Raw genomic sequence first — 22,163 nt, forward strand, 5'->3', positions numbered from 1 at the left:
GCTTCGCCTTGGGAAAGCTAAGAGCAACCCTCTTTGGAGCCCTATTGTGCCTCCTTTGTTCGCGCCAAAGTCAATCAATTTAATTGTGTATAATTTGTGCTAGTTTATGGTAATTATTTTGGGTTTTGCTATACTTAAATGAGTTACAAAACAGTGACTTAATAACTAAATTGCTTGGGGGCAACAGTATGTTAAATGCAGCTTTAAAACTCATTCCAGCGAATGAACCAGTTAACGATTATTTTCAAACTCAGGAAGAGATTGAGAAAGAGTTTGAAATCTCGGCGAAAACGTCGATTGCGCGACGCAGCGTATCAGCACCGCTTAAACAATTCCTTGCTCAGTATTCACACCTAGTAAGCGGCTCGACGCTCAATTACGCAAAAGGTCGCGAAAAAGTCAGCCTTGACACTGAAGCGTTGAAAGCCATTACCGGTGTCTGCCAAGAGTATGATTACACATTCGCTAACAATATCGATATCCTAAATTGTAGTTACAACACAGTGTATTGCGGATACTGCACTAACACGTTGCCCCCACTACCAAGAGCGCAAGTATGGGAAACGCTTGCCCGTTTATGCTCTAAAGAGAAGGGGATCGTCGTTGTCTCGGCTCGCTCTAATACCGATCGCGGCATTGTCGGAGAGCCTTGTTTTGACGGGGTAAGGACAAAATTGGGCACCTACCAAATCGGCTATCCGAAAAATGCACTCTCAGAAGAGGCAAAGAAGGTCTTCCCGCATGTTGTAGAGCTGAAGACAAAAGGCGCATTTCGAATGGTTGTATGTAGCCACAATCCGATTGATATCTAACCCAAAGCACTTGCCCCGAGCAAGTGCTGACTCTCCCTTATCAGGCCATTGCATTTCCTAAGCATTCCGAGGCCCACCCTCCCATGCTTTACCTTCGCCACCTCTACAGTTCGTGCCTCACTAAGAGGTGTGGTGCTCGTCCCTCGCAAAATGATGCCAATAGGGCAAACCCACGCGCCAAGCAAAAAGACGCTTGTCACGCGGCTGTGCAGTGCCCCTATTGGAAGAGAATTCGTTAGCTCAAGGCTGTTTGTCTACCAGCAGCATTCCCGGTGCCAACGATGGAGCGCATTGTCACAGGGAAGTGCAGAACCGCTGGTGGCCAAGAGGCATTGGCTTCGCCAAGCAAGATCTTTTCAACGCTTTCCCACGAGACGGCTTCGCCTTGGGAAAGCTAAGGACGACCCTCTTTAGAGCCCTATTGTGTCGCCTTTGTCCGCAGCAAAGTCAACCAATTTACTTGCATTTAATTTGTGCTAGTTTATGGTAATTTATTGGGGTTTTGCTATACTTAAAACAGTTGGGAAACATAGGGTTACCAACAGAAAATGTGCTTGGGGGCATTATGGAAAACGTATTCTGTTCAATTGAAGCTATTAAGTCAGTGGTTAAAAATGAAACTGCTGTGTGTTTGGTGTGGCCAAATGAGTTGGTCGGTAATAATCCGTCTCTTTCTAAGCCACAGTTCACAGCACAGTCAAAGGAGCTGGGTCTACAGCCTCTAATGCTCGATAAATGGTCAGCCAACGTATTATCCGCTGTATACGATGCACTGAAAGAAGAATTTCAAACAGACATTCGCAGCTTTATCGCTCGTGATCGCGCAAATTTTGCACGTTTTTTAGAGCGAGCTTTAACATGTGTAAACTGAAACTAGACTGAAAGTGTTGTCATGGTATTTAATTTAGAAAAGGCATATTTAGGGTGGCAAGCATGGACGTTAAAGATTTTATTATGGCTCGCTTAAGCGAGCTGCTTATAGAGCAGATTGAGCAACCGTTTTTAACTTGGGACCATGTACTGGATTTCATGGAAAAGCAATTACGTGTCCGCCATGGCCGCACAGAAGAAGCCAACATTACGCTTCTTGTACGCTGCTATGCTGAAGCGCTCGCTTTCGTTGTGGGTGGCAAAGCTGTATCGATGGATTGGCAATCGATCAAAAGCGAAGTCACGCTACCCGAAGGCGGCACGCTGCAATTCAGTTGGACTACCATTCGCGACCGTAACATGTTCAAAGTGGCCGTTAAACAATCTGAAAGCCTAGTAACCAAGCGCACGTATCCAGTGGCACGAGAGGTGCACATCGGCAAAAAGGGTTATGGGTTACTCAGGAAGAAACCAGAAATGGTTATTACTGAGATACAAAAGCATTTAGTTGCTGAAGCCAAGATCCAATTTGACCATGAAAAAGCGCTGTCGCACACGGATACCTATAATCAACGTACTATTTTGACAGAGCTCAAACAGCTTGAATCACTCTTTCCTGGAAGCCTAATTGAAAGTGCAGACACCTTGTATCGTCGTTTCGACATCCCTCAACAGGCGGTACCCATCATCAATGATGAAGGTGTTCACGGCATAAAAATAGCGCGTGCCCATAATGCAAATTTCATGATTGAATTTAAAATTGACCGTTTTCATTCTGCCTTTCAAAACGTGTTGATGATGGTGATTGAGCATTCAGAGCATCTCATTCATGCCAAAGGTCATAATTTCTCGATTTCGATGACTTGTGATTCTCTTGAACAGGTCATTAGTGTGTCGGAACAGCTCAAGCATGCGCTGGGTGAAAACGACGCCACAGAGCAAGCCGCTTAGTTCAGACGTGGTAGGGAGTCAGATCATGCTTAAGATGATTGATGTGTTTAGCGGCGTCGGTGGGTTTTCTATAGCCAGTGACGCCTTCCCCAACCAGATTTCGGTGATTGGGCATGTTGAGTATGACGGGTATAAATCGCATATCCTTGATACACATTACAATGTCCCAAATTTTGGCGACATTAATTACTTTGCCGTTCCTGAGTCACAGCTCCCTTATTCGCTTGATTCACTGGCACAGAGTGATAACCAAAATTTGCCGACTCTGATCAGCTCATGCCAAGCTAAGCGCCAACCAAAGCGTAACAGTAAAACCTTCGATGATGACCAAGTTCCATCAGAGCACTATGACGTTGAATTTGCATCGCTTGAAGATTTTTATGATGGGGTGATCGATTCACCGGACATCATGAGCTTTTCAGTCCCTTGCCGTGATTGTAGTCCTGCCAATCTCCAACGTAAGGGAATGGATGGCGCACATACATGTCTAGTGACTGAAGAGGTGCGTATCTGCGAAGCCTTAGAGCCTGGCTATGTCCTGACTGAGTGCAGCGAAGACTTTGTAAGGTCGGGGATGGGCGGCTCATTCTTAGTTCATCACCTATCTGAAATGGGGTATTCACATATCCAATGGCAAATTGTCAGCGGTGCCGCTCTTGGTTACCCACAACTGAGGCATAGAGTGTTCATTGTTGCGTGTAGACCGGATACTGCGGTTGCTCAAAATGGTACCGATGTATTTACTCACTTAACGCAATACGCGCAGAAGATTCAGAAAGGGACTTGGCAGTGGCATTGCCCTACGAAAGACAAGATAAACCGTGACTATGTACAACGTCATATGATAGACAAAGATCCTAAAGGCATCCAATGGCGCAGCCTGGCAATCAATGCACTGGGTGATGGGCTCATACCAAAGATCCCTGAGTTGATTTTCAAGTCAATTATCGAGGCCGAAGAGAACCCACAAGTAGGGTTTGGTTTCATGCCTGAAGGGACAGAAACAGAGCTGCAAGAAGACATGAAACTGAGCAGAAAAGGCGTGGTTATTGATGGCGTGTACTACGCGCAAAAACCGGATCCAATTGTGGACATTACTCGCAATAGAAAGGACCTAAAAGGTATATTATTCAGCACTCTCCTTAAAAAGAAGGCAATAATCTTTGCAGCGGTAAAAGTCGCAGCAACAGACCCGGAACTTTGGGCGGATTTGCTGGAATGTTTCGGTCTGAATACGGTATCACTGAGGGAGGCTTAAGTAAGAAGTTCGCGACACGATTAATGGGGTACCCACGTAATTGGGTGTAATGGATAACGACAGAAGGAAAGGACTTAATGAGCTGCCCTATGCTAGAAAGAGATCTAGAAACATTAAAAACATCGCCTGAGTTTCAAGACCAGTCGTTTGGCGTTTCAAGAATTCAGCGCCATATTGGACTCGGTTACAATCAAGCACAGCGATTGGTGGATTCAGGCATTGAACAAGGTGTACTTGTCAAAGATGAGCACAGCGATTGGTTGGTAAGACTAAACCAGTAGCAAGCTAAAGAGATATGGGCATGCTCATATCTCAAAATCATCTCCAGTTATCAGGCCATTGCATTTCCTACGCATTCCGAGGCCCACCCTCCCATGCGATTACCTTTGCGTATCCCTAACGCTCGTGCCTCACGAAGGGCTCTATCAGCTCGTACCTCGCGAAATGATGCCAATGGGGTGCAAAGCCTCGCGCCAACCAAAAACACGTTGTCACGGGCTTAGCAGGGCTCCCCATTGGAAAAGACATCTGTTTGCTCAAGGCTGACTGGCCACCAGCCGCACTTCCTGTGCCAACGATGGAGCGCATTGTCACAGGAAGCTGCAGAAACGCTGGTGGCCAGAATGATTTGGCTTCGCCAAGCGAAGAGCTTTTCAACGCTTTCTCACGAGACGGCTTCGCCTTGAAAAAGCTAAGAGCGACCCTCTTTCGAGCCCTATTGTGTCTCCTTTGTCCGTGTCTAAGTCAATGAATTTATTTGATTATATTAACTGCTAATATATGGTATTTTAAAGGTTTATAGCCTATAATTTGTACTATATACCAAAGGCCGATGAGGTGTTTTATGAGAGCTATAGAGCTGGCAAATACGCAAATCCTTATGATGTACCCGAATGCTCAACGAATTACGAGTGCTGAGCAGGTATCTGTTGGGGATGTGGTGATGAATCACCCTAAAATCCCGGCTATCTATGTGACAAAGGAGATCTTGGAGCATAAAAAGAATCAAGGTGATGACTGGAGTTTATTTTTTATCATTGCCAAAACCACGCAAGAGTCAAAATTCACACTACCCGTGGAGGGCATCTAATATGTGCCGCAACTGTGATGATTTCGGTATGTGCCGTCGCCAGTGCGTACCAGTTAATGAGTCGAATTTAGTCATGAGTTTTCAGTTTGATGCAGAGCTTATGCTTACCCCAATCTCGCCTTTTGCTTTGAATTATCAGATTGCCCGTAAGGTGACAGGTTTAAGCAATGAAGAGCTAGAAGCGGCCAACGACGCAGATTTTGACGGTATTGGCTGGTTTCGTGCTGAGAACGAGATTCTAGGTTTGCTCAAAGCCCAGCTATTCAAAAACAAATTGATCACTGCAGCGGCAGAAGTTTTTATCTTTGATGCCTGCGAGCACTCCGCATCATTGTGTATTCAAGAGCTAGGAAAACAAGACGTTTTCTTGGTTGTTGAATGTTCATTGAAAGCAGCCTAGTACACTGAAGGGGACCCCATGATTACTATATTTACAAACGTAAGCGTATCTCAAAAACTACGTAAACAGATTGATTCACTCATCGGCGATGCAACCTACTTCAAAGTGGCAAACAAAACCATTACACATGAGAGCGAGTTTAGCGACATTGTATGTGAGGGCTACTTGATTGACATTGAAGTAGATGATGTTCAGATTCGCTATATAGCTGATATTGAGGATGGCTCAGAATATCTTTGCAAACTTAAAGGTGCGGACGGATTGTCTAAGGATGATCTGCGTAAAAAGCTAGAAGACCAACTTTTACATGAACATGAAGTCTATCAAAAAGGCGTCAAAAATGGAGAAGCCAAGAAAGCGGCGCAAATACGTGATGTATTAGGAGTGGCTAACTGATGAAAACATTCACTAATGACACCATCTACGACGTAGTCGAGCAGCTTCAGCTCATGGTCCAATCATCCGATCCTAACTATGGAATGACAGAAGAGCAGCTAAAAACCTTGGCATCAAAGGCCGGGATTGAGATCGGCGACCTGGTTCCGTGCTTATCTGCTGCTTTGAATAAAATCGCATAACGAAGGCTTTAGGTATGAGCATTGGTTGTTCATACCTAAAATTTTCTCTCCCTTATCAGGAACGCTGCGCTTCCTACTCACGCCGAGGCCCACCCCGCCCACGTTTACCTTAGCTGACCTCACAACTCGTGCCTCGTTCAGAGGTCTATGCTCGTACCTCGCAATATGAAGCCAATAGGGCAATGTACCCGCCAAGCAAAAAGACGCTTGTCAGGCACATTGCAGAATTCTATTGGAAAAGGATCTGTTTCGCTCAAGGCTTCTTGGTCATCAGCTGCACTCAGAATGCCAACGAAGAAGCGCATTGGCATACAGAGTGTCGGCGCTGCCGCCCAAAAGGATTTGGCTTCGCCAAGCTGAAAGAATTTCAACGCTTTCCCACGAGACGGCTTCGCCTTGTGAAAGCTAAGAGCGACCCTCTTTCGAGCCCTATTGTGCCTCCTTTGTCCGTGCCAAAGTCAACAACTTTAATTGTATTTAATTTATGCTAGTTTATGGTAATTTATGGTTAAATTACCTATAATATAAACAGTTGAGAAGCACAACGCTTTAACCGAAAACAATCTTTGCTTGGGGGCAAACATGATTAATTTAGCACAACAAAAGCTTGACCAATGGCTAGAAGACCAACCACACCTTGCTGCGCACGCGAGTACATACGACGTTTCAGAAGTGGAGCGTGCATTTCATGGCCAGAGCCAACACCCAGAGAGCCGCGCTGTCGCATTTATTGCAGACTTCGCGGCCCGTATTCATAATTTTGAAGAGACGCTGCGCACAGCGGTAACCGAAACCCTGAAAAAGTCGGTAAAAACAACTATTGAAGGCGACCCAGAAGTTGCTATTGCTGAGCAAGTGAAATATTTCAAAGACGCGCTCAAGAAAAAGACCGATGAAAATCTGCACGCTGAATCGCAGTGTGTGAGCTGGCACGTAACAGGCCCGGCAAACTTCAACGTTCGACGTTCAGAAGCCAAAAACAAACGCGCTCGTGACACCGTAGATAATATTATGGAGTTCTGCGAAAAAGCCGTGAAGGGCGCAAAGAAACGCTTGTTTCCCGAGGGTGACGGCTCATGCATCAAACTGTCGAGCTCTAACCCATCGGTAGCGCTAGAAGCAGAGATTGCCAGCTGTAAACTCGCTCATGAATGGATGAAAATCGCCAACCGTTTAGTACCTGCTGCCTATAAAAAGGCTGAGTCTGATACGCTCACAACAGACCAAGAAGATGAGCTAAAACAAAAACTTCTTGATAAGGGCATCCCAGAAGACCAAATCAGTATTTATATGGAGCCGAACCCGATTAAGGCAACATGGGGACGCTTCTCGACACAAAACAGCCTTGCAAAGATTAAGCGCTTAGAGGGTCGATTGATTGAAGCGAAACGCGTCGAAGAAACCCGCGAAACGGGCGGCTTGGAAGGTGAGATTGAAAACGGTATTACCTACGGGCTAACAGATGGCCGCATCGCAATCTGGTTAGGCGGTCGACCACCAAAAGAGATCACCAGTAAGCTGCGAAAATTTGCCTTTAAATTCTCGCCATCACGAAATAATGCCTGGGTGCGTGCACATACGGCCAACGCTGAAATTGTGTTTAATCGCGACGTCTTACCATTTCTTAAAGAGTTGGATACCAGCTCATTTACTTAACGCTCCCCAAAGCACCGAGCCCCTCCCAGGAGGGGCTTTTTCGTTGTGGGCGAACCCCAACGACTCTCCAGTTATCAGGCCATTGCATTTCCTAAGCATACCGAGGCCCACCCGCCCATGCTTTACCTTTGCAGTTCCCTAACGTTCGTGCCTCACGAAGGGCTCTATATGCTCGTGCCTCGCGAAATGAAGCCAATGGGGCGCAAAGCCTCGCGCCAACCCAAAAAGACGGTTGTCACGGGCTTAGCAGGGCTCCCCATTGGAAATGAATCTGTTTGCTCAAGGCTGTTTGTCCACCAGCCGCATTTCCAGTGCCAACGGTAAAGCGCATTGTCACAGGGAAGTGCAGAATGGCTGGTGGCCAAGAGGTTGAGCGGCTTCGCCTTCGCTTAAAAGCTTTTAACGCTTCCTCCCGAGACGGCTTCGCCTGGAGCAAGCTAAGAGCGACCCTCTTTTGAGCCCTATTGTGTCCCCTTTGTCCGGACAAAAAGCAAGCAAAATAATTTATATTTTGAGTGCTAAATTATGGTAATTTGTGGGGGTTTTGGTATACTTTAATGAGTAGTTAATCAAGGTGGTTAACACATTAAATCAATTGCTTGGGGGCAATATGAATAATAAAGGACAAAACGCAGTTGTTAAATGCAACAATCAAATCTGCCTAGTATTAAAAGGTGGAAAAAAAGGTGAACTTGTTTTTTGGAGCGAAGAGAAAAAGTCTTTTCGTGTGTACAAAGATGTCAATCTACATTCACCATTGATCAGTGTGGTCGATATCAAACTTGCACCACCACAACTCCGTGAGAGACACGCAAAAGCGACGATGACCGTCTCCAACGGGCAGTATGTTTCATTCATTTTTGGGACAGAGAAGGTGTTTGGAACCGTTATTCGCGGTGGACGTAAAGCAACAGTTTTAGACTCTAAAGGGAAGTATGCATATCCACAAGTGCCAGCCCATGAACTCACTATTGAAGACAAGCCAATAATTGAAGCCCCAGAGACATTGGCTCGCTATAGCGTGAAGAAATTTAAACTAAATAAAGAACTGTCGGATGACACTACTGCATTTAGCGCAGCCCTTTACTTGCAGGTAGCTCCTAAAAAACGTGCCAAATTGATCGCGCATGTTTCAAACAATGGAATGGGTTGCCCTATGCAAATTGATGTCGCTGATAACGATGCTTACGATGAATTTAGTAAAAAGGTTAAGCAAACTAGCCAAGAGCGCGGCCTTTCTGAATTTGAAGTCGATGAACAATTTATTCTGTGGCTTGGTCACTATAAACAATTGAATGTTTCGTTTGACGATTACATTGGCAAACCATTCAATGCGGAATCCGAAGACCAAGAAGCTCAAGTAAGTTAATAGTACGACGAACATTAGCATCAATGTTTGATGCTAATGGTTTTTAAATTAGTAATGACATAGGTGATGGTATGGCTTCTCGTGGGGTTAACAAAGTAATTTTGGTGGGGAACCTTGGCGATGACGTAGAGATGCGTTACATGCCCAATGGTGGAGCAGTTGCGAACATGACAATTGCAACCTCTGAATCATGGCGTGATAAAGCAACTGGCGAGCAACGCGAAAAAACAGAATGGCACCGCGTGGCTCTATTTGGAAAGCTTGCCGAGGTGGCAGGTGAATATCTACGTAAGGGCTCTCAAGTATACGTCGAAGGCCAATTGCAAACACGTAAGTGGCAAGATCAAAGCGGTCAAGACCGTTACACAACTGAAGTGGTGGTTCAAGGCTTTAATGGTGTCATGCAAATGCTAGGTGGTCGCCAGCAAGGCGCGGCTCCTACTCAAGGTGGAATGGGCGGCCAACAACAAGGCGGTTGGGGACAACCTCAGTATGATGTGCCCGATGAGTAAATTTTACGAGTTACAGAACAGCGTAACACCGCTTGAGTTTTGACCCTTATCGATCTATTGTGTTTTAGGTAGAAATGATATAGGGAAATAAAAATGAAACCACTTATAGTAATAACGACCGCAGCGATTTCCTTCACTGCGGTGGCCTCTTTTAGGCCAATTCACAATGCTTCTGATTACAACCAAGTCATACCAAATCCAGAACACGAAGTTGGCCGTATTCCAGCGATTGGATTCGACGACTCAACAGGGGAGTTCGTTGATGGTGGTGGGGGCAGCTTTACACCACCAACAGCACCTGAAGTTGATGTTACGCCGCCTGTTGCGCCAGAGCCTGAAGATCCTAGTGCAGTCACTATTAACTGTGGGTGCGCAATTCCATGGTTTAAATCATATGATGATGTACCCATGTCAAACGAATGTTTTAGCCCAACAAGTGCGAGAAAAAAAATGGGTAATTTTAACTACGGAGAAGATCTTTTTGTGGATGCATATGGTGATTTCTGGCCAAACGCTTCACTTGCAGAGTTTATTGTTACCTATAATTTAGAAGGTGAAACGCCTGCTGTAACGAAAATAAAATTAGAGACATACTCAAGCTCACAAGATGTAACCCAAGCTGTTGCTGATAAAGGAATATATGCTTTTGACGCTCCAAACTTAGAGACTGTTACCCCATCATGCAATGTTTATGTCGTAGATCCTGCATCAATAGTATTACGTTTTTTGAAGGAATTCGCTACTGGTGGTCACCAACCTGGCCAACCTATCGTCTGCACTAGGAAATCATTCGGATATTATGCCTTTTCTTCAGGTAGCGGTGTGACCATGTCGAATTATCTTAAAATACCAAGGTTTGGACATTATACGTCAGATCGAAGTTGTAGTTCGTCAAACGATACGTGGTGGTACGGGTTTTATTAGGGTGCTAGTTTATGGTATTTTATGCAATTAGGTGCTATAATAGGATAATATTAATTAGTTAAAATCACTACTATGCTTGGGGGCATGATTTTATGGAAACGACCAACGTTCTTACTGGTTTTGCACGCACGACTTTTGCTAACAAAGTATGGGAGCTTTTTGGTAATAAGCTCATGGCAACACATCACTTCTCAGCGACGGATGCACAGCTAGAAGTAAAACGCATGAAAGCGGAAATGGAGAAGAAAAACCTTATCTTCCGCCCAGAATCCATCACCAAAAATGATTTCTTCAAATATTCACGTATTGGCTTGTTTAAAGCGATTGACCGCCGTGAGCGCCTCAGTATGTATCTGACATTCGAGCGCTGTCTTTCACATGTCTCAACTGCTACCATGGCAAGATTGGAGGCATCTTAATGAACATTGATAAAGCACGCTCAGTACTCGGCATTCAAGGGCCGAGTTTCTCTCACGATATTAAGTTCGCATACATCAACACGCTAATGGGTATGCTCGAAGGTCAACTTGAAGTATCTAAACTGAATGAAGCCTACCACCTTTTGATGAAAAACTCACAAGCTGGTGGCTCGCTCTCGATAGATGAAACCCTTCTCAATTTGAATGAACTGTCGTTACCTAACCTGGTAACTCTTCGTTCGCTCGTCAAGACTCGCTTTAATCTAACGTCTGAAGTCTTGCCCCTGACCGCAATTGATGATCTTGAGCAAGACACATATTTCCAATTCAGCTCGAACGCATATGTAAAACAGACCTTTAAACTTAAAGTCACTTCATCGTCAATTGAGATCTCAGATATTTCTAACGGTGGGGTACCTGGCAGTGAAACCGTTGACTCCATATCAATCAAAGTGTTGGATTGGGGGCGCATGGTGAATAGTGACCGATTAGTATCGAGCATCATTCAACGCCTTTACTCTCCAGAGTTCCACAGTTGTAAAGTATCCAAGGGGTGGCATTGGGGCAAACTGTTCAACTTTACGTTTAACTGTCTTAAGTCGAATAAGATGATCAATGGTGAAGAGATGTTCTACATCTGCAACCATAAGTTTGTCCGTGATATTGCTGCTAAGGAACCTGTTTTTCATAGTCATGTCGATGGGGCGACTCTTCAAATCACTTACACGACCACTAAGGCGCTGAAGTCATTTAACCCCTATACGATTGAAGACCAATTTAAGCCACTCAGTAAAGCGCCAAAACATTGGAGTCGCAAGATGGTTATACGTGCTCTTGCCAATGGCCAATATACAGAGTTACGCGGTCACCTCGACGGAAAGGGAGTTGAGGTAAACCCTATCGATATCTTGAGTGATTGGGTCACACAAACTCGAAATACGAAGGCTTGTTCAGAGACTGATGGTCTAGTGACATTTTCAACAATCACTGACACAACCTACAGCCTGAAATTTGAACCGAAAAACCGCTACCCAGCTCTAGACCTCCACCAGCTCATGGCAGTTAGCAACGCTGCTTAATACCACCTCAGTTTGTCCATTCGGGCAAACTGGGTTCTCTCCCTTATAAGGCCATTGGCATTTCCTTCGCATTCCGAGGCCCACCCTCCCATGCGGTTACCTTTGCAGATCCCTAACGTTCGTGCCTCACGAAGGGCTCAGGATGCTCGTACCTCGCGAAATGATGCCAATGGGGTGCAAAGCCTCGCGCCAACCAAAAACACGTTGTCACGGGCTTAGCAGGACTCCCCATTGTAAAAGATTTGTTTCGCTCAAGGCTGACTGTCCACCAGCCGCATTCCCAGTGCCAACGGTGGGGCGCATTGTCACGGGGAAGTGCAGAGGCGCTGGTGGCCAGAAGGAGTTGGCTTCGCCTTCGCTTAAAAGCATTTCAACGCTTCCCCCGAGACGGCTTCGCCTTGGGAAAGCTAAGAGCGGCCCTCTTTCGAGCCCTATTGTGCCTCCTTTGTCCCGGCCAAAGTCAACCAATTCAATTGCATTTAATTGATGCTAGTTTATGGTAATAAAATGCGTTATTTGCTATTATTAAAGGGTGGAAGGTTACTGATTCCATTGGTTTTAAAATGTGCTTGGGGGCGCTTATGGACAACTTAGTTTCAGAATTCAAAGATTACGCAGGTAACCAATCAGATATTGGTTACACTGTGTTTCTGGTCGCATTTAGTGATCAAGATATGGCTGACTTCTTTTCTTCAAACAAGGTCAGCAATATAGATAGTGCCATTGAAGCGGCTGACCGCTACGTCGGGCTTAAGTAAGGGGCTGTTATGAAGACAATTATTCAAAACATGGCGAGCGTGCAGTTCGCTGACATCACAGGCACCAAACTGGAAACCGTCGACATTCGCTTGATGGTGATTGATGACCTACCTACTGGCACCTTCGCCAACTGTGCCATCGTTCACCCTGAAACCGGTATGGTCGGTCATTGCGAAGTGGTTGCAAATAAGGCGCTCGCGAAATTCTCGGATGCTCTGCGCGCTCAGCAAAGTACTGAAGACATCATTTTACGCGGTTGGGAGACTTTCTATTTTCACAGCCTTGAACAGGTGGCCGGTGCCATGGACGTCCAACCGCATCAGCTGCACGACGAGCTAAGTATTCGCACTATGGATCCTGAAGAGGTGATCGCATGTTAGTTCACCGAATTCACCGAATAGCGAGCTTAATGCTCCTTAGTACTATTTTACCTATTCAAATCGCCACCGCACAGCCGATGGTGATTGAATATCAATCAGGTCTTTCCGTTGAGATCAAAAACAGCTCTCATATGTGTACCGCAGTCGCTACAATGGGCACCAATGTGCTCACCTCCGCTGAATATCGCTCGCAAACTTCCGGTATTACAAGAGGCTGCCATCTCCCGGTATTGGAGATTTTTACCACCACTGCTTTAGAGGTATCCCAACAATGAGATGCTTGATTATGTCCGTTGATAATTACAATAGAGCTAACCAAGAGATTGATGTGTGTATTATTCCGATCACTCCCGCTCTCAAGAAGGAGTTAAAACGTTCAGGCCAAGCCGCTGCGAATATGTCGCTAACGGTTAAGAGCCCACACGTTGATGGGATTTACTGGACAAGCAAAAAGGCTATTGGATTGATAGATTCAAGCGAAGAGGTGATCAGCCAGGCCGTTGCCCGAGCCGAGCGAAGTACTTTACCGGCATTCTCAACCGCTGACATTGAGATCACAAATGGCGCGAGTGGCGTCGAGATGCGATTCAGTAATACGTCATACAGCAGTAATCACGAGTGCCTCAAACTGCTCTCCCCATGGGTACCGTTAAGTGATATTGAAGGGCAGGGCACCACGCTCGATGAGGACTTGTTCGCGTAACCAAACCAAATACAATGCTGACCCCCAACCCAGCACCTAGCCCCTCCAAGAGGGGCTTTTTTTCGTTGTGGCGCCAAGCCAACTACTCTCCAGTTATCAGGCCATTGCATTTCCTAAGCATACCGAGGCCCACCCTCCCATACTTTACCTTTGCGAGCCCTACCGTTCGTGCCTCACGAAGGGCTCAGGGTGCTCGTACCTCGCGAAATGAAGCCAATGGGGTGCAAATCCTCGCGCCAACCAAAAAGACGGTTGTCACGGGCTTAGCAGACCCCCATTGGAAAAGAATCTGTTTGCTCAAGGCTGACTGTCCACCAGCCGCATTCCCAGTGCCAACGATGAAGCGCATTGTCACGGGGAAGTGCAGAGCCGCTGGTGGCCAGAAGGATTTGGCTGCGCCAAGCTAAAAGCTTTCTACGCTTACTCCCGAGACGGCTTCGCCTGGAGCAAGCTAAGAGCAACCCTCTTTCGAGCCCTATTATGCCTCCTTTGTCCCGGCCAAAGTCAACCATTTTAATTGCATTTACTTGATGCTAGTTTATGGTAATTGTCTATGGTTTTGCTATAATTAAAACAGTTGGAAAACATTGGGTTACCAACATTTTAAGTGCTTGGGGGCATGTATGAAAGATTCATTGAAGCAACTCATTTTTACGTTCACGTTGAACGGTCGACAAACGATGAAACACGTTAAAGTGTTTTGTCCTGAAACCAGTAAGAACATTGACGCGGCTTACTGTGAAGAGCTGCAAGCGGTCATGTTCTTCCAAGATGAGCTGTACACAAACAGCTTTATGGCAGAGTTCGTGAAAGGGTACACGATCGCAAACAGCCAATTTATGCCTGTATATCCGATCGATCATGACGAAAAGGGCAACGTGATTCGCGTGCGCCTAGGCATCGCAGACAGACCATCATGCGTAGTACTGGAAGAAGATAAGGCATACCCTAACTCGCTTTATTACCACCACTATGCCATTTACAACGATGAAAACAACATCATTCATAAGGTGGTTGAAACTCTACAAGAGTGCGATGAGTTCATCACTGAACAATATCGCATGCTTAAGCGCGACAATCTTCAGTTTAAAGATATCCGTTACTGGTCTGATAACGGTAATCACAAAGAACGCTTAACTGGCGCACTGGTATTCTAAGGAGTTTGGCAAATGACAAACATGTTCGAAGGGCTCGACCTAGAGCCTAAAAACCACCTTCAAGTATTCAAAACTCTGACTGTGCTCAATGGCCAAACAGTGATGTTTTCTGTGTACCGATTGAAAGCCAAAGACAGCGATACAAAGGAAACCAAAATTCGTGTCGTGCCTAGCTCATACATAGGTAAACCTTCACACTATGTAATGCGTGATGATTTTGTTCATTACGATCATGGGGAAGGGTTAAAGGCTACCGACATCACTCACTACCTTACGAAAGTACGTGCGGGTTATGTCGGTCATAAGCCACTTGATGAAGAAGCGCAAAGGGATTGCATTTCCCTTGCCGAGAAGCTGAAGCAACAAATTGAATGGCTAGAGTCGGGTCACCATGCCAAGACTACCGCAGCACTTAATGAACTCTGCACTATAAACCTGACTCAAGTATGGGGACAGCTCCATTCTGAAGTCCATGCTATTCGAAACGACATATTCGCGATTTGGGGCCACCACACCCAGCTCAATCGCGCCTCTTCTGCTGAGTACCTTGACCTAGTCGATGAAAATCAAAGTGTAGAAGAGCGCTATAAGACCAAGCTTGAAACCATTGCGGCTAAGTTACCACCAATGACAGAGCAGGACGTGCAAGCACTAATGGCTTACCAAAGCATTCGAGCGATGCAGGCACAGGGGCACCCTGATTACATCGACCTGATGAAACCGACATGGGAAGGTGGAGATTTCCCAAACGAGATGCGTCATGACGCCATTCGTGACGTGATCAAACGAATCGAACCTATTTCAAAAGTAGCTTAGGAGAGGGCTGTCATGAACTTAAACGAATCATTACGAATTCGTGTAAAGGCGACGATGGAAACCGAGCTTGAATACACGGGTGTGATCACCCTTCAGGACCTTATTGATAATGGACACCTGAGTAAGTCAGAAGCGGACGATCAAAGCTGTATCTATGACGCCCTAAATCGATATGCCAAGGAATTAGATGGCGGGGAGTTTGTGGAGCGCGAAGGGTTCTCAGGCAGTTGGACAATCAAGAGCGCTCAGTTTGTAAATGAATAGCACAACGATTTGATTAAGGAACTAAGTTGATATGGATGCAGCAAAGCAAAAAATCGTGATGGATTTTATCCGAGGATGCCAAGAGCTCGGTTTATCAGAAAAGGAATGTGTTGATCTCGCAGCTCGCAACCTGATAGGGGCAGTTAATGCTTCGGGTCACAGCACTGCAAAGATTGAAATTGATAGCCTCGGCACAGTTGAAGTTGAATGCTAAAGGTGAGATAGCTTTCTTGATACGCCTTGGTAAGGCGTATCCGGTAAGCTGATTTCACAAATACAATGCTGACCCCCAACCCAGCACCCAGCCCCTCTCTTTGAGGGGCTTCTTTCGTTTGGGTGCCCAGACTCTCCAGTTATCAGGCCATTGCATTTCCTAAGCATACCGAGGCCCACCCTCCCATGCTTTACCTTTGCGATCCCTAACGTTCGTGCCTCACGAAGGGCTCAGGATGCTCGTACCTCGCCAAATGAAGCCAATGGGGTGCAAAGCCTTGCGCCAACCAAAAAAAAACGGTTGTCACGGGCTTAGCAGATTTCCCCATTGGAAAAGAATTCGTTAGCTCAAGGCTGTTTGTCCACCAGCTGCATTCCCAGTGCCAACGGTGGAGCGCATTGTCACAGTGAAGTGCAGAATCGCTGGTGGCCGAAAGGAATTGGCTTCGCCAAGCTAAGAGCTTTTCAACGCTTACTCCCGAGACGGCTACGCCTGGAGCAAGCTAAGAGCGACCCTCTTTCGAGCCCTATTGTGCCTCCTTTGTCCGTGCCAAAGTCAATCACTTTAATTGCAATTAATTTATGCTAGTTTATGGTAATTTATAGGGTGTTTGCTATAATTAAAACAGTTGGGAAACAGTGGGTTACCAACATTTCAAGTGCTTGGGGGTATGTATGAAAATAACTCTTCAGAATGTAAAAAACATTCAAATTGGCCACATTATCGGTGGTCCGAAAAAAACAGTCGATCTGCTGTTTGTTTCTCTTTCAATTAATGAAGCTGGACAGTTTGGCAATTTTGCCATTGCTGACGGTGACGGCATTGAGCTGTTTGAACTTGTACTGCCAAAGCCTCACGCTGAAGCTTTTCCAGAGTTAGTAGAAGCAGTACGCGCAGGGAAAACTGATGGCATCGTGATCCGTCATTGGGATTCTCTTCGTTTTCAAAACCTTGAAGCGCTGCTTGATTACATTGGTCTAGAAGGCATTGACCCAAAAGCCACAGATCTAACAATCACTGATCTAGAAGAGGTGGCAGCATGAAAGTAAATGTATTCATGGTACTTGTTGTCATCGCGGTCGCGCCTTCTATGTTTGCTATTGCAGGAATGGAAACTGTCCAATATCGCAGCGTATTTATTAAAGGGATGTCGGTTTCAGTCGTAGCCCTAGGCCGAGAAGGAGGCAAACATAAATGTGCGCTTACTGCTTCTTTCATGGGGCGCAAAATGTACTCAAGGAATTACCTTACTGATGAGGTACCAGTTAACCCTCGGGATTGTACCACTGATGACAACATCCACCAGTTCACACAAAGTGCTCGCATCGAACTAAGAAAAATTGAGCATGATTGGTAACGGTTAACCTAGCCATTTTGCCCCTCCTAGAGGGGCTTTTTTTTAGCTCCCAGGTTGACGACCTGTGACTCTCCATTATCAGGCCATTGCATTTCCTAAGCATACCGAGGCCCACCCTCCCATGCTTTACCTTTGCAGAGCACTACCGTTCGTGCCTCACGAAGGGCTCTAGATGCTCGTGCCTCGCGAAATGAAGCCAATGGGGTGCAAAGCCTCGCGCCAACCAAAGAGACGGTTGTCACGGGCTTAGCAGAGATCCCCATTGGAAAAAAATTTGTTAGCTCAAGGCTGTTTGTCCACCAGCCGCATTCCCAATGCCAACGATAGAGCGCATTGTCACAGGGAAGTGCAGAATGGCTGGTGGCCAAGAGGTTGAGCGGCTTCGCCTTCGCTTAAAAGCATTTCAACGCTTCCCCCGAGACGGCTTCGCCTTGGGAAAGCTAAGAGCGACCCTCTTTCGAGCCCTATTGTGTCCCCTTTGTCCCGGCCAAAGTCAACAGATTTATTTAAGTATATTCAATGCTAGTTTATGGTAATTAATAGGTGGTTTGGTATACTTATAACTGTTGGGAGGCATTGAGCTGAACACTATTTAAAATGCTTGGGGGCATGTATGAAACACTTAACGAATATTTCATTTTCTTCTTCTGTATTGACTGACTTTGTGAACAACAAAGTGACCTCTGCGTCAATTGTCGCTCAAGAGGAAGGCATCACGGTACACCTTGAGTACAGCATTAAACCATACCGTTCAAAGGTTGTATTTGCAGGTACCATCGGAAGCATCCAATACAGCGATGATCACCTACTTGCTTGGCTGTTGGAAAATGGCGCGGATATGAAGCCACTCAATCTTTACCTTCAAGAGCATATGTTAGCGATCTGCACTATGGAGTCAGGCAAATGCAAACTGACCGCTATGACAGGAGACGGTGAGAGCTTCATTTACAACGATCTCGGAGAATATGATGTGCGTACTTTGGCGACTTTCATGTATCAACGAGGGTGGTTTATCAATGGCGTGAAAAAGCATATCAACGATTGCAAAATCGATATTGAGACGCCTGAACTCGATTCTCTTCCTGAGTCGATGATTGACTTTATACCAATTGATAAAGAGGGACTGAGCGCTCACAGAGGAAACGAATCATGAAATATCCGCGCACAATCACACTCGACATGGTGAAAGCCTACATAGTAGAGCACTACAAGCATGACCGCCTATATGGTCGCACAGCTGCCAACGGTTGGGATGACGGTTACGGTGACCGCATCGTTGACTACTATTTTCACCTTTGCCTCGACGGCAAACAAACAATGATAAGCAAGCACGAAGCAAAAAAGGGCGTTGCTGAAGTTGTCGATATCACTCGCGTACTTCAGTTCTACGCTTGTGAACTATCTCGTGAAGAGCTTGAAGCCGAGTACATAAAGCACAAAGAACTGATCGCGAGTGACACTATGCAGGTAACTGTGTCGGCATTGAATAAAGATCATTTACTGATGCGCTCATGGTCTGAAATGAACGCATACACCTCTATGCTTCGCCAACAATTTCGAAAGCACATCCATAACGGCTATGTACCAAGCCGCAAAGTGACGGGGACGGCACCCGCCAGGTTCCTGAAAGAAATCCAAAGATAACACGCTGACCCCCAACCCAGCATCGGCCCCTCTCACGAGGGGCTTTTTTCGTTGGGCACCACGCCAACGACTCTCCGTTATCAGGCCATTGCATTTCCTAAGCATACCGAGGCCCACCCTCCCATGCTTTACCTTTGCAGAGCACTACCGTTCGTTCCTCACGAAGGGCTCTATATGCTCGTGCCTCGCCAAATGAAGCCAATGGGGTGCTAATCCTCGCGCCAACCAAAAAGACGTTGTCACGGGCTTAGCAGAGCTCCCCATTGGAAAAGAATTTGTTAGCTCAAGGCTGTTTGTCCACCATCCGCCATACCAGTGCCAACGATAAAGCGCATTGTCACGGGTAGGGCAGAGCAGCTGGTGGCCAAGAGGAATTGGCTTCGCCAAGCTAAGGGCTTTTCAACGCTTCCCACGAGACGGCTTCGCCTTGGGAAAGCTAAGAGCAACCCTCTTTCGAGCCCTATTGTGTCACCTTTGTCCGCGCCGAAGTCAACAACTATAATTAGAAAAAACTGATGCTAGTTTATGGTAATTATTCCTTATTTTGCTATACTTAAAACAGTTGGAAAACTTTGGTTTACCAACATATCAAGTGCTTGGGGCACGTATCAAAGATTCATAGAAACACCTTTTTGGGGGGTAAGTCAGTATGAGTGATCAATTCGAAGTGTTAGAAAATGCAGGTTTGTACAATGAGACAGAGGTAGAAACCTTTCCTACATACAAAGAAGCAAAGGATTACGTTAAAAGTAATTACACGAAAGAAGAGCAGGAACAAATGGGCGTGGATATTACTTGTAATGGCTCAACAGAGTACTAATTACGAAGCACCCGAGCACAATCACTTGTAAAATGGTGAAAGCTTGCTTAGTAGAGAACTACAAGCATGACCGCCTACTCGGTCGAAAAAATGTTAACGCATGTGTGTGACGGGTACAGCACATGCCAGGCTATCAAAAGAAGTTCAAAGATAAAACGCTGTCCCCAGCCCAGCATCGGCCCCTCTCACGAGGGGCTTTTTTCGTTGGGCACCACGCCAACGACTCTCCGTTATCAGGCCATTGCATTTCCTAAGCATACCGAGGCCCACCCTCCCATGCTTTACCTTTGCAGAGCACTACCGTTCGTTCCTCACGAAGGGCTCTAGATGCTCGTACCTCGCTTGAAGATGCCAATGGGGTGCTAATCCTCGCGCCAACCAAAAAGACGGTTGTCACGGGCTTAGCAGAGCTCCCCATTGGAAAAAAATTTGTTTGCTCAAGGCTGTTTGTCCACCATCCGCCATACCAGTGCCAACGATAAAGCGCATTGTCACGGGTAGGGCAGAGCAGCTGGTGGCCAAGAGGAATTGGCTTCGCCAAGCTAAGAGCTTTTCAACGCTTCCCACGAGACGGCTTCGCCTTGGGAAAGCTAAGAGCGGCCCTCTTTAGAGCCCTATTGTGTCACCTTTGTCCGCGCCAAAGTCAACAACTATAACTAGATAAAGTTAATGCTAGTTTATGGTAATAAATTGTTATTTTGCTATACTTAAATAGTTGGGGAAACAGTGGGTTACCCAGATTCAAAGTGCTTGGGGGCATGTATGAGAAATCAAAAAGATATCGACTTAATCTATAAACATAATGTACACAACGGCATGATTTTCAGTGGCGTAAAACACGTTATGGTAATGACCAATCGCGGCACGGGCTTTCAAGCAATCGACGAGCTGCCAAAGGACACCTATGTCCGAATGCTAAAGATGGCAAAGAAGAAAGAAGAGCAGAAGATCAATGAGCGCCTATTACGCCCAATCATCGAAAAGTACAACCTGCACGGATTGAAGAACACCGCTCAATGGCGTGACTCTCTCGACTCACTAATCCAATTTTGTTCGTTTGGAGTTGATGGTGAAGTCCTCAAACGCATTAAAGCGGATCTGATCAATGCCGGTCTTACTTTCAAATATCAATAAGGAAATGAACATGAAGTTTTCAAACCTAAAACAAGAACAACAAGTTTGCTTGGCGTGGGTTTCTGCACTTATCAATGAAGCAGGAACCATCTTTTTTACACAGTGTCGTGACTTGATGGGCAATTACCCATGGTTGCCGCATGACAACCCTGTCGATAATCTGAAGCATGTCCTGCAGAACTGGACGCTTGATCCAACCTGGGAGCGTTACGGCAGCTTTATACATGCAACGAATTTTGATTACCTGGGAAATGATACGGTTGAGCGATTAAACGCAGAAGGCGATCAGTTCCTGCAAAAGCTCGCAGGGGGATGGAGCTTCAAACTTCAATTCAATAGGTTGTCATGTGGTGTTGAGTTGCACACTACAGACGAAGAACTTGCCAAGGATTTGATCGGGCTAATTGTCACCAATATGGCAACGGATGATTACAAAGAAGCCGCAGGGCGAAAGAACAACAACACGCACGTTTACGCCAACAAAACCCTCCGTAGTATTTATATTGCTAATGAGAAAGAGCACAGACAACTGCAAGGGAAAGAAGACACACTTGACCATGAAGCCCATTGGTTGGATTACGCTTTTGATGGAAAGCACTATATAGGTGCTCGCAATTTGGTGAACATGTCTGCCGCTGTAAGCGCCATGCACCAGTAAAGCGAATGAAGCGGATAAAGCCCCAATCAACTGGGGCTTTTTTATGGGCGCAGCTCAGTGCCCAGACTCTCCAGTTATCAGGCCATTGCATTTCCTAAGCATACCGAGGCCCACCCGCCCATGCTTTACCTTCGCCACCTCTACAGTTCGTACCTCACTAAGAGGTTAGACGCACGTTCCGCGCTTTAAAGGCTCAATAGAGTGCAAAGCCTCGCGCCAAACAAAAAACACGTTTGTCACGGGCTTAGCATAGCCCTCTATTGTGATAAAAGAATCTGTTTGCTCAAGGCTGTTTGTCCACCATCCGCATTTCCAGTGCCAACGGTGAAGCGCATTGTC

30 protein-coding genes and 1 pseudogene are annotated in these 22,163 nt (G+C 46.0%); all 31 read left to right on the forward strand.

The window, feature by feature from the left end; translation table 11 throughout:
• Nucleotides 1-188: 188 nt before the first annotated feature.
• Nucleotides 189-812, forward strand: coding sequence for a hypothetical protein (locus OCT63_RS19685; protein WP_269984398.1), 624 nt, complete (start codon nucleotides 189-191; stop codon nucleotides 810-812).
• Nucleotides 813-1,377: 565 nt separating this feature from the next.
• Entirely contained in the window at nucleotides 1,378-1,683 is a 306-nt protein-coding gene (locus OCT63_RS19690) for a hypothetical protein (RefSeq protein ID WP_269984399.1), read from the forward strand.
• Between the two features lie 62 nt (nucleotides 1,684-1,745).
• Entirely contained in the window at nucleotides 1,746-2,633 is an 888-nt protein-coding gene (locus OCT63_RS19695; protein ID WP_269984400.1) for a hypothetical protein, read from the forward strand.
• Between the two features lie 25 nt (nucleotides 2,634-2,658).
• Nucleotides 2,659-3,891, forward strand: a complete 1,233-nt coding sequence (locus OCT63_RS19700; protein WP_269984401.1) for a DNA cytosine methyltransferase — start codon at nucleotides 2,659-2,661, stop codon at nucleotides 3,889-3,891.
• Between the two features lie 77 nt (nucleotides 3,892-3,968).
• Nucleotides 3,969-4,172 carry a hypothetical protein gene (locus OCT63_RS19705; RefSeq protein WP_269984402.1) on the forward strand — a complete coding sequence of 68 codons (204 nt, stop codon included), beginning with the start codon at nucleotides 3,969-3,971 and terminating at the stop codon, nucleotides 4,170-4,172.
• A gap of 563 nt (nucleotides 4,173-4,735) precedes the next feature.
• A complete protein-coding gene (locus OCT63_RS19710; RefSeq protein ID WP_269984403.1) occupies nucleotides 4,736-4,981 on the forward strand; it encodes a hypothetical protein in 246 nt (81 codons plus the stop codon).
• A gap of 1 nt (nucleotide 4,982) precedes the next feature.
• A complete protein-coding gene (locus OCT63_RS19715) occupies nucleotides 4,983-5,381 on the forward strand; it encodes a hypothetical protein (RefSeq protein ID WP_269984404.1) in 399 nt (132 codons plus the stop codon).
• 18 nt (nucleotides 5,382-5,399) lie between these two features.
• Nucleotides 5,400-5,777, forward strand: a complete 378-nt coding sequence (locus OCT63_RS19720; protein ID WP_269984405.1) for a hypothetical protein — start codon at nucleotides 5,400-5,402, stop codon at nucleotides 5,775-5,777.
• Complete coding sequence (locus OCT63_RS19725) at nucleotides 5,777-5,959, forward strand: hypothetical protein (RefSeq protein ID WP_269984406.1); 183 nt, start codon at nucleotides 5,777-5,779, stop codon at nucleotides 5,957-5,959. The genes OCT63_RS19720 and OCT63_RS19725 overlap by 1 nt, the downstream gene beginning before the upstream one ends.
• A 582-nt stretch (nucleotides 5,960-6,541) precedes the next feature.
• Nucleotides 6,542-7,615, forward strand: a complete 1,074-nt coding sequence (locus tag OCT63_RS19730; protein ID WP_269984407.1) for a hypothetical protein — start codon at nucleotides 6,542-6,544, stop codon at nucleotides 7,613-7,615.
• Nucleotides 7,616-8,225: 610 nt separating this feature from the next.
• A complete protein-coding gene (locus tag OCT63_RS19735; RefSeq protein WP_269984408.1) occupies nucleotides 8,226-8,984 on the forward strand; it encodes a hypothetical protein in 759 nt (252 codons plus the stop codon).
• A 71-nt stretch (nucleotides 8,985-9,055) separates the two neighbouring features.
• A pseudogene (locus OCT63_RS19740) lies at nucleotides 9,056-9,475 on the forward strand (single-stranded DNA-binding protein); the annotation flags it as partial.
• A 114-nt stretch (nucleotides 9,476-9,589) separates the two neighbouring features.
• Nucleotides 9,590-10,420: a hypothetical protein gene (locus tag OCT63_RS19745; RefSeq protein WP_269984409.1), complete on the forward strand. Its 831-nt coding sequence runs from the start codon at nucleotides 9,590-9,592 to the stop codon at nucleotides 10,418-10,420.
• A gap of 92 nt (nucleotides 10,421-10,512) precedes the next feature.
• Complete coding sequence (locus tag OCT63_RS19750; RefSeq protein ID WP_269984410.1) at nucleotides 10,513-10,839, forward strand: hypothetical protein; 327 nt, start codon at nucleotides 10,513-10,515, stop codon at nucleotides 10,837-10,839.
• Complete coding sequence (locus tag OCT63_RS19755; RefSeq protein ID WP_269984411.1) at nucleotides 10,839-11,918, forward strand: hypothetical protein; 1,080 nt, start codon at nucleotides 10,839-10,841, stop codon at nucleotides 11,916-11,918. Before OCT63_RS19750 ends, OCT63_RS19755 begins: the two co-directional genes overlap by 1 nt.
• Before the next feature lie 581 nt (nucleotides 11,919-12,499).
• Entirely contained in the window at nucleotides 12,500-12,676 is a 177-nt protein-coding gene (locus tag OCT63_RS19760) for a hypothetical protein (protein ID WP_269984412.1), read from the forward strand.
• A gap of 9 nt (nucleotides 12,677-12,685) precedes the next feature.
• Entirely contained in the window at nucleotides 12,686-13,057 is a 372-nt protein-coding gene (locus OCT63_RS19765) for a hypothetical protein (protein ID WP_269984413.1), read from the forward strand.
• Nucleotides 13,051-13,332, forward strand: a complete 282-nt coding sequence (locus tag OCT63_RS19770) for a hypothetical protein (RefSeq protein WP_269984414.1) — start codon at nucleotides 13,051-13,053, stop codon at nucleotides 13,330-13,332. Before OCT63_RS19765 ends, OCT63_RS19770 begins: the two co-directional genes overlap by 7 nt.
• Before the next feature lie 11 nt (nucleotides 13,333-13,343).
• Nucleotides 13,344-13,760: a hypothetical protein gene (locus OCT63_RS19775; protein WP_269984415.1), complete on the forward strand. Its 417-nt coding sequence runs from the start codon at nucleotides 13,344-13,346 to the stop codon at nucleotides 13,758-13,760.
• Nucleotides 13,761-13,981: 221 nt separating this feature from the next.
• Nucleotides 13,982-14,167 carry a hypothetical protein gene (locus OCT63_RS19780; protein WP_269984416.1) on the forward strand — a complete coding sequence of 62 codons (186 nt, stop codon included), beginning with the start codon at nucleotides 13,982-13,984 and terminating at the stop codon, nucleotides 14,165-14,167.
• 216 nt (nucleotides 14,168-14,383) lie between these two features.
• Nucleotides 14,384-14,917: a hypothetical protein gene (locus tag OCT63_RS19785; protein WP_269984417.1), complete on the forward strand. Its 534-nt coding sequence runs from the start codon at nucleotides 14,384-14,386 to the stop codon at nucleotides 14,915-14,917.
• Nucleotides 14,918-14,929: 12 nt separating this feature from the next.
• Nucleotides 14,930-15,733, forward strand: coding sequence for a hypothetical protein (locus tag OCT63_RS19790; RefSeq protein ID WP_269984418.1), 804 nt, complete (start codon nucleotides 14,930-14,932; stop codon nucleotides 15,731-15,733).
• Nucleotides 15,734-15,745: 12 nt separating this feature from the next.
• Nucleotides 15,746-15,997 (forward strand): hypothetical protein, encoded by a 252-nt coding sequence (locus OCT63_RS19795; protein WP_269984419.1) that lies wholly within the window; start codon nucleotides 15,746-15,748, stop codon nucleotides 15,995-15,997.
• Nucleotides 15,998-16,028: 31 nt separating this feature from the next.
• The gene (locus tag OCT63_RS19800; RefSeq protein ID WP_269984420.1) at nucleotides 16,029-16,211 is read left to right on the forward strand and encodes a hypothetical protein; all 183 of its coding nucleotides are present in this window, start codon (nucleotides 16,029-16,031) and stop codon (nucleotides 16,209-16,211) included.
• 674 nt (nucleotides 16,212-16,885) lie between these two features.
• Nucleotides 16,886-17,254, forward strand: coding sequence for a hypothetical protein (locus OCT63_RS19805; protein WP_269984421.1), 369 nt, complete (start codon nucleotides 16,886-16,888; stop codon nucleotides 17,252-17,254).
• On the forward strand, nucleotides 17,251-17,568 hold the full coding sequence (locus OCT63_RS19810) for a hypothetical protein (protein WP_269984422.1): 318 nt from the start codon (nucleotides 17,251-17,253) through the stop codon (nucleotides 17,566-17,568). Before OCT63_RS19805 ends, OCT63_RS19810 begins: the two co-directional genes overlap by 4 nt.
• A gap of 613 nt (nucleotides 17,569-18,181) precedes the next feature.
• Nucleotides 18,182-18,721 carry a hypothetical protein gene (locus OCT63_RS19815; RefSeq protein ID WP_269984423.1) on the forward strand — a complete coding sequence of 180 codons (540 nt, stop codon included), beginning with the start codon at nucleotides 18,182-18,184 and terminating at the stop codon, nucleotides 18,719-18,721.
• A complete protein-coding gene (locus tag OCT63_RS19820) occupies nucleotides 18,718-19,212 on the forward strand; it encodes a hypothetical protein (RefSeq protein WP_269984424.1) in 495 nt (164 codons plus the stop codon). The genes OCT63_RS19815 and OCT63_RS19820 overlap by 4 nt, the downstream gene beginning before the upstream one ends.
• A gap of 649 nt (nucleotides 19,213-19,861) precedes the next feature.
• Nucleotides 19,862-20,032, forward strand: a complete 171-nt coding sequence (locus OCT63_RS19825; protein WP_269984425.1) for a hypothetical protein — start codon at nucleotides 19,862-19,864, stop codon at nucleotides 20,030-20,032.
• A 762-nt stretch (nucleotides 20,033-20,794) separates the two neighbouring features.
• Nucleotides 20,795-21,166, forward strand: a complete 372-nt coding sequence (locus tag OCT63_RS19830; RefSeq protein WP_269984426.1) for a hypothetical protein — start codon at nucleotides 20,795-20,797, stop codon at nucleotides 21,164-21,166.
• 10 nt (nucleotides 21,167-21,176) lie between these two features.
• Complete coding sequence (locus tag OCT63_RS19835; protein ID WP_269984427.1) at nucleotides 21,177-21,824, forward strand: hypothetical protein; 648 nt, start codon at nucleotides 21,177-21,179, stop codon at nucleotides 21,822-21,824.
• Nucleotides 21,825-22,163: the final 339 nt, after the last annotated feature.

Source organism: Vibrio sp. RW (genome assembly GCF_027587105.1).
Lineage (GTDB): Bacteria > Pseudomonadota > Gammaproteobacteria > Enterobacterales > Vibrionaceae > Vibrio > Vibrio toranzoniae.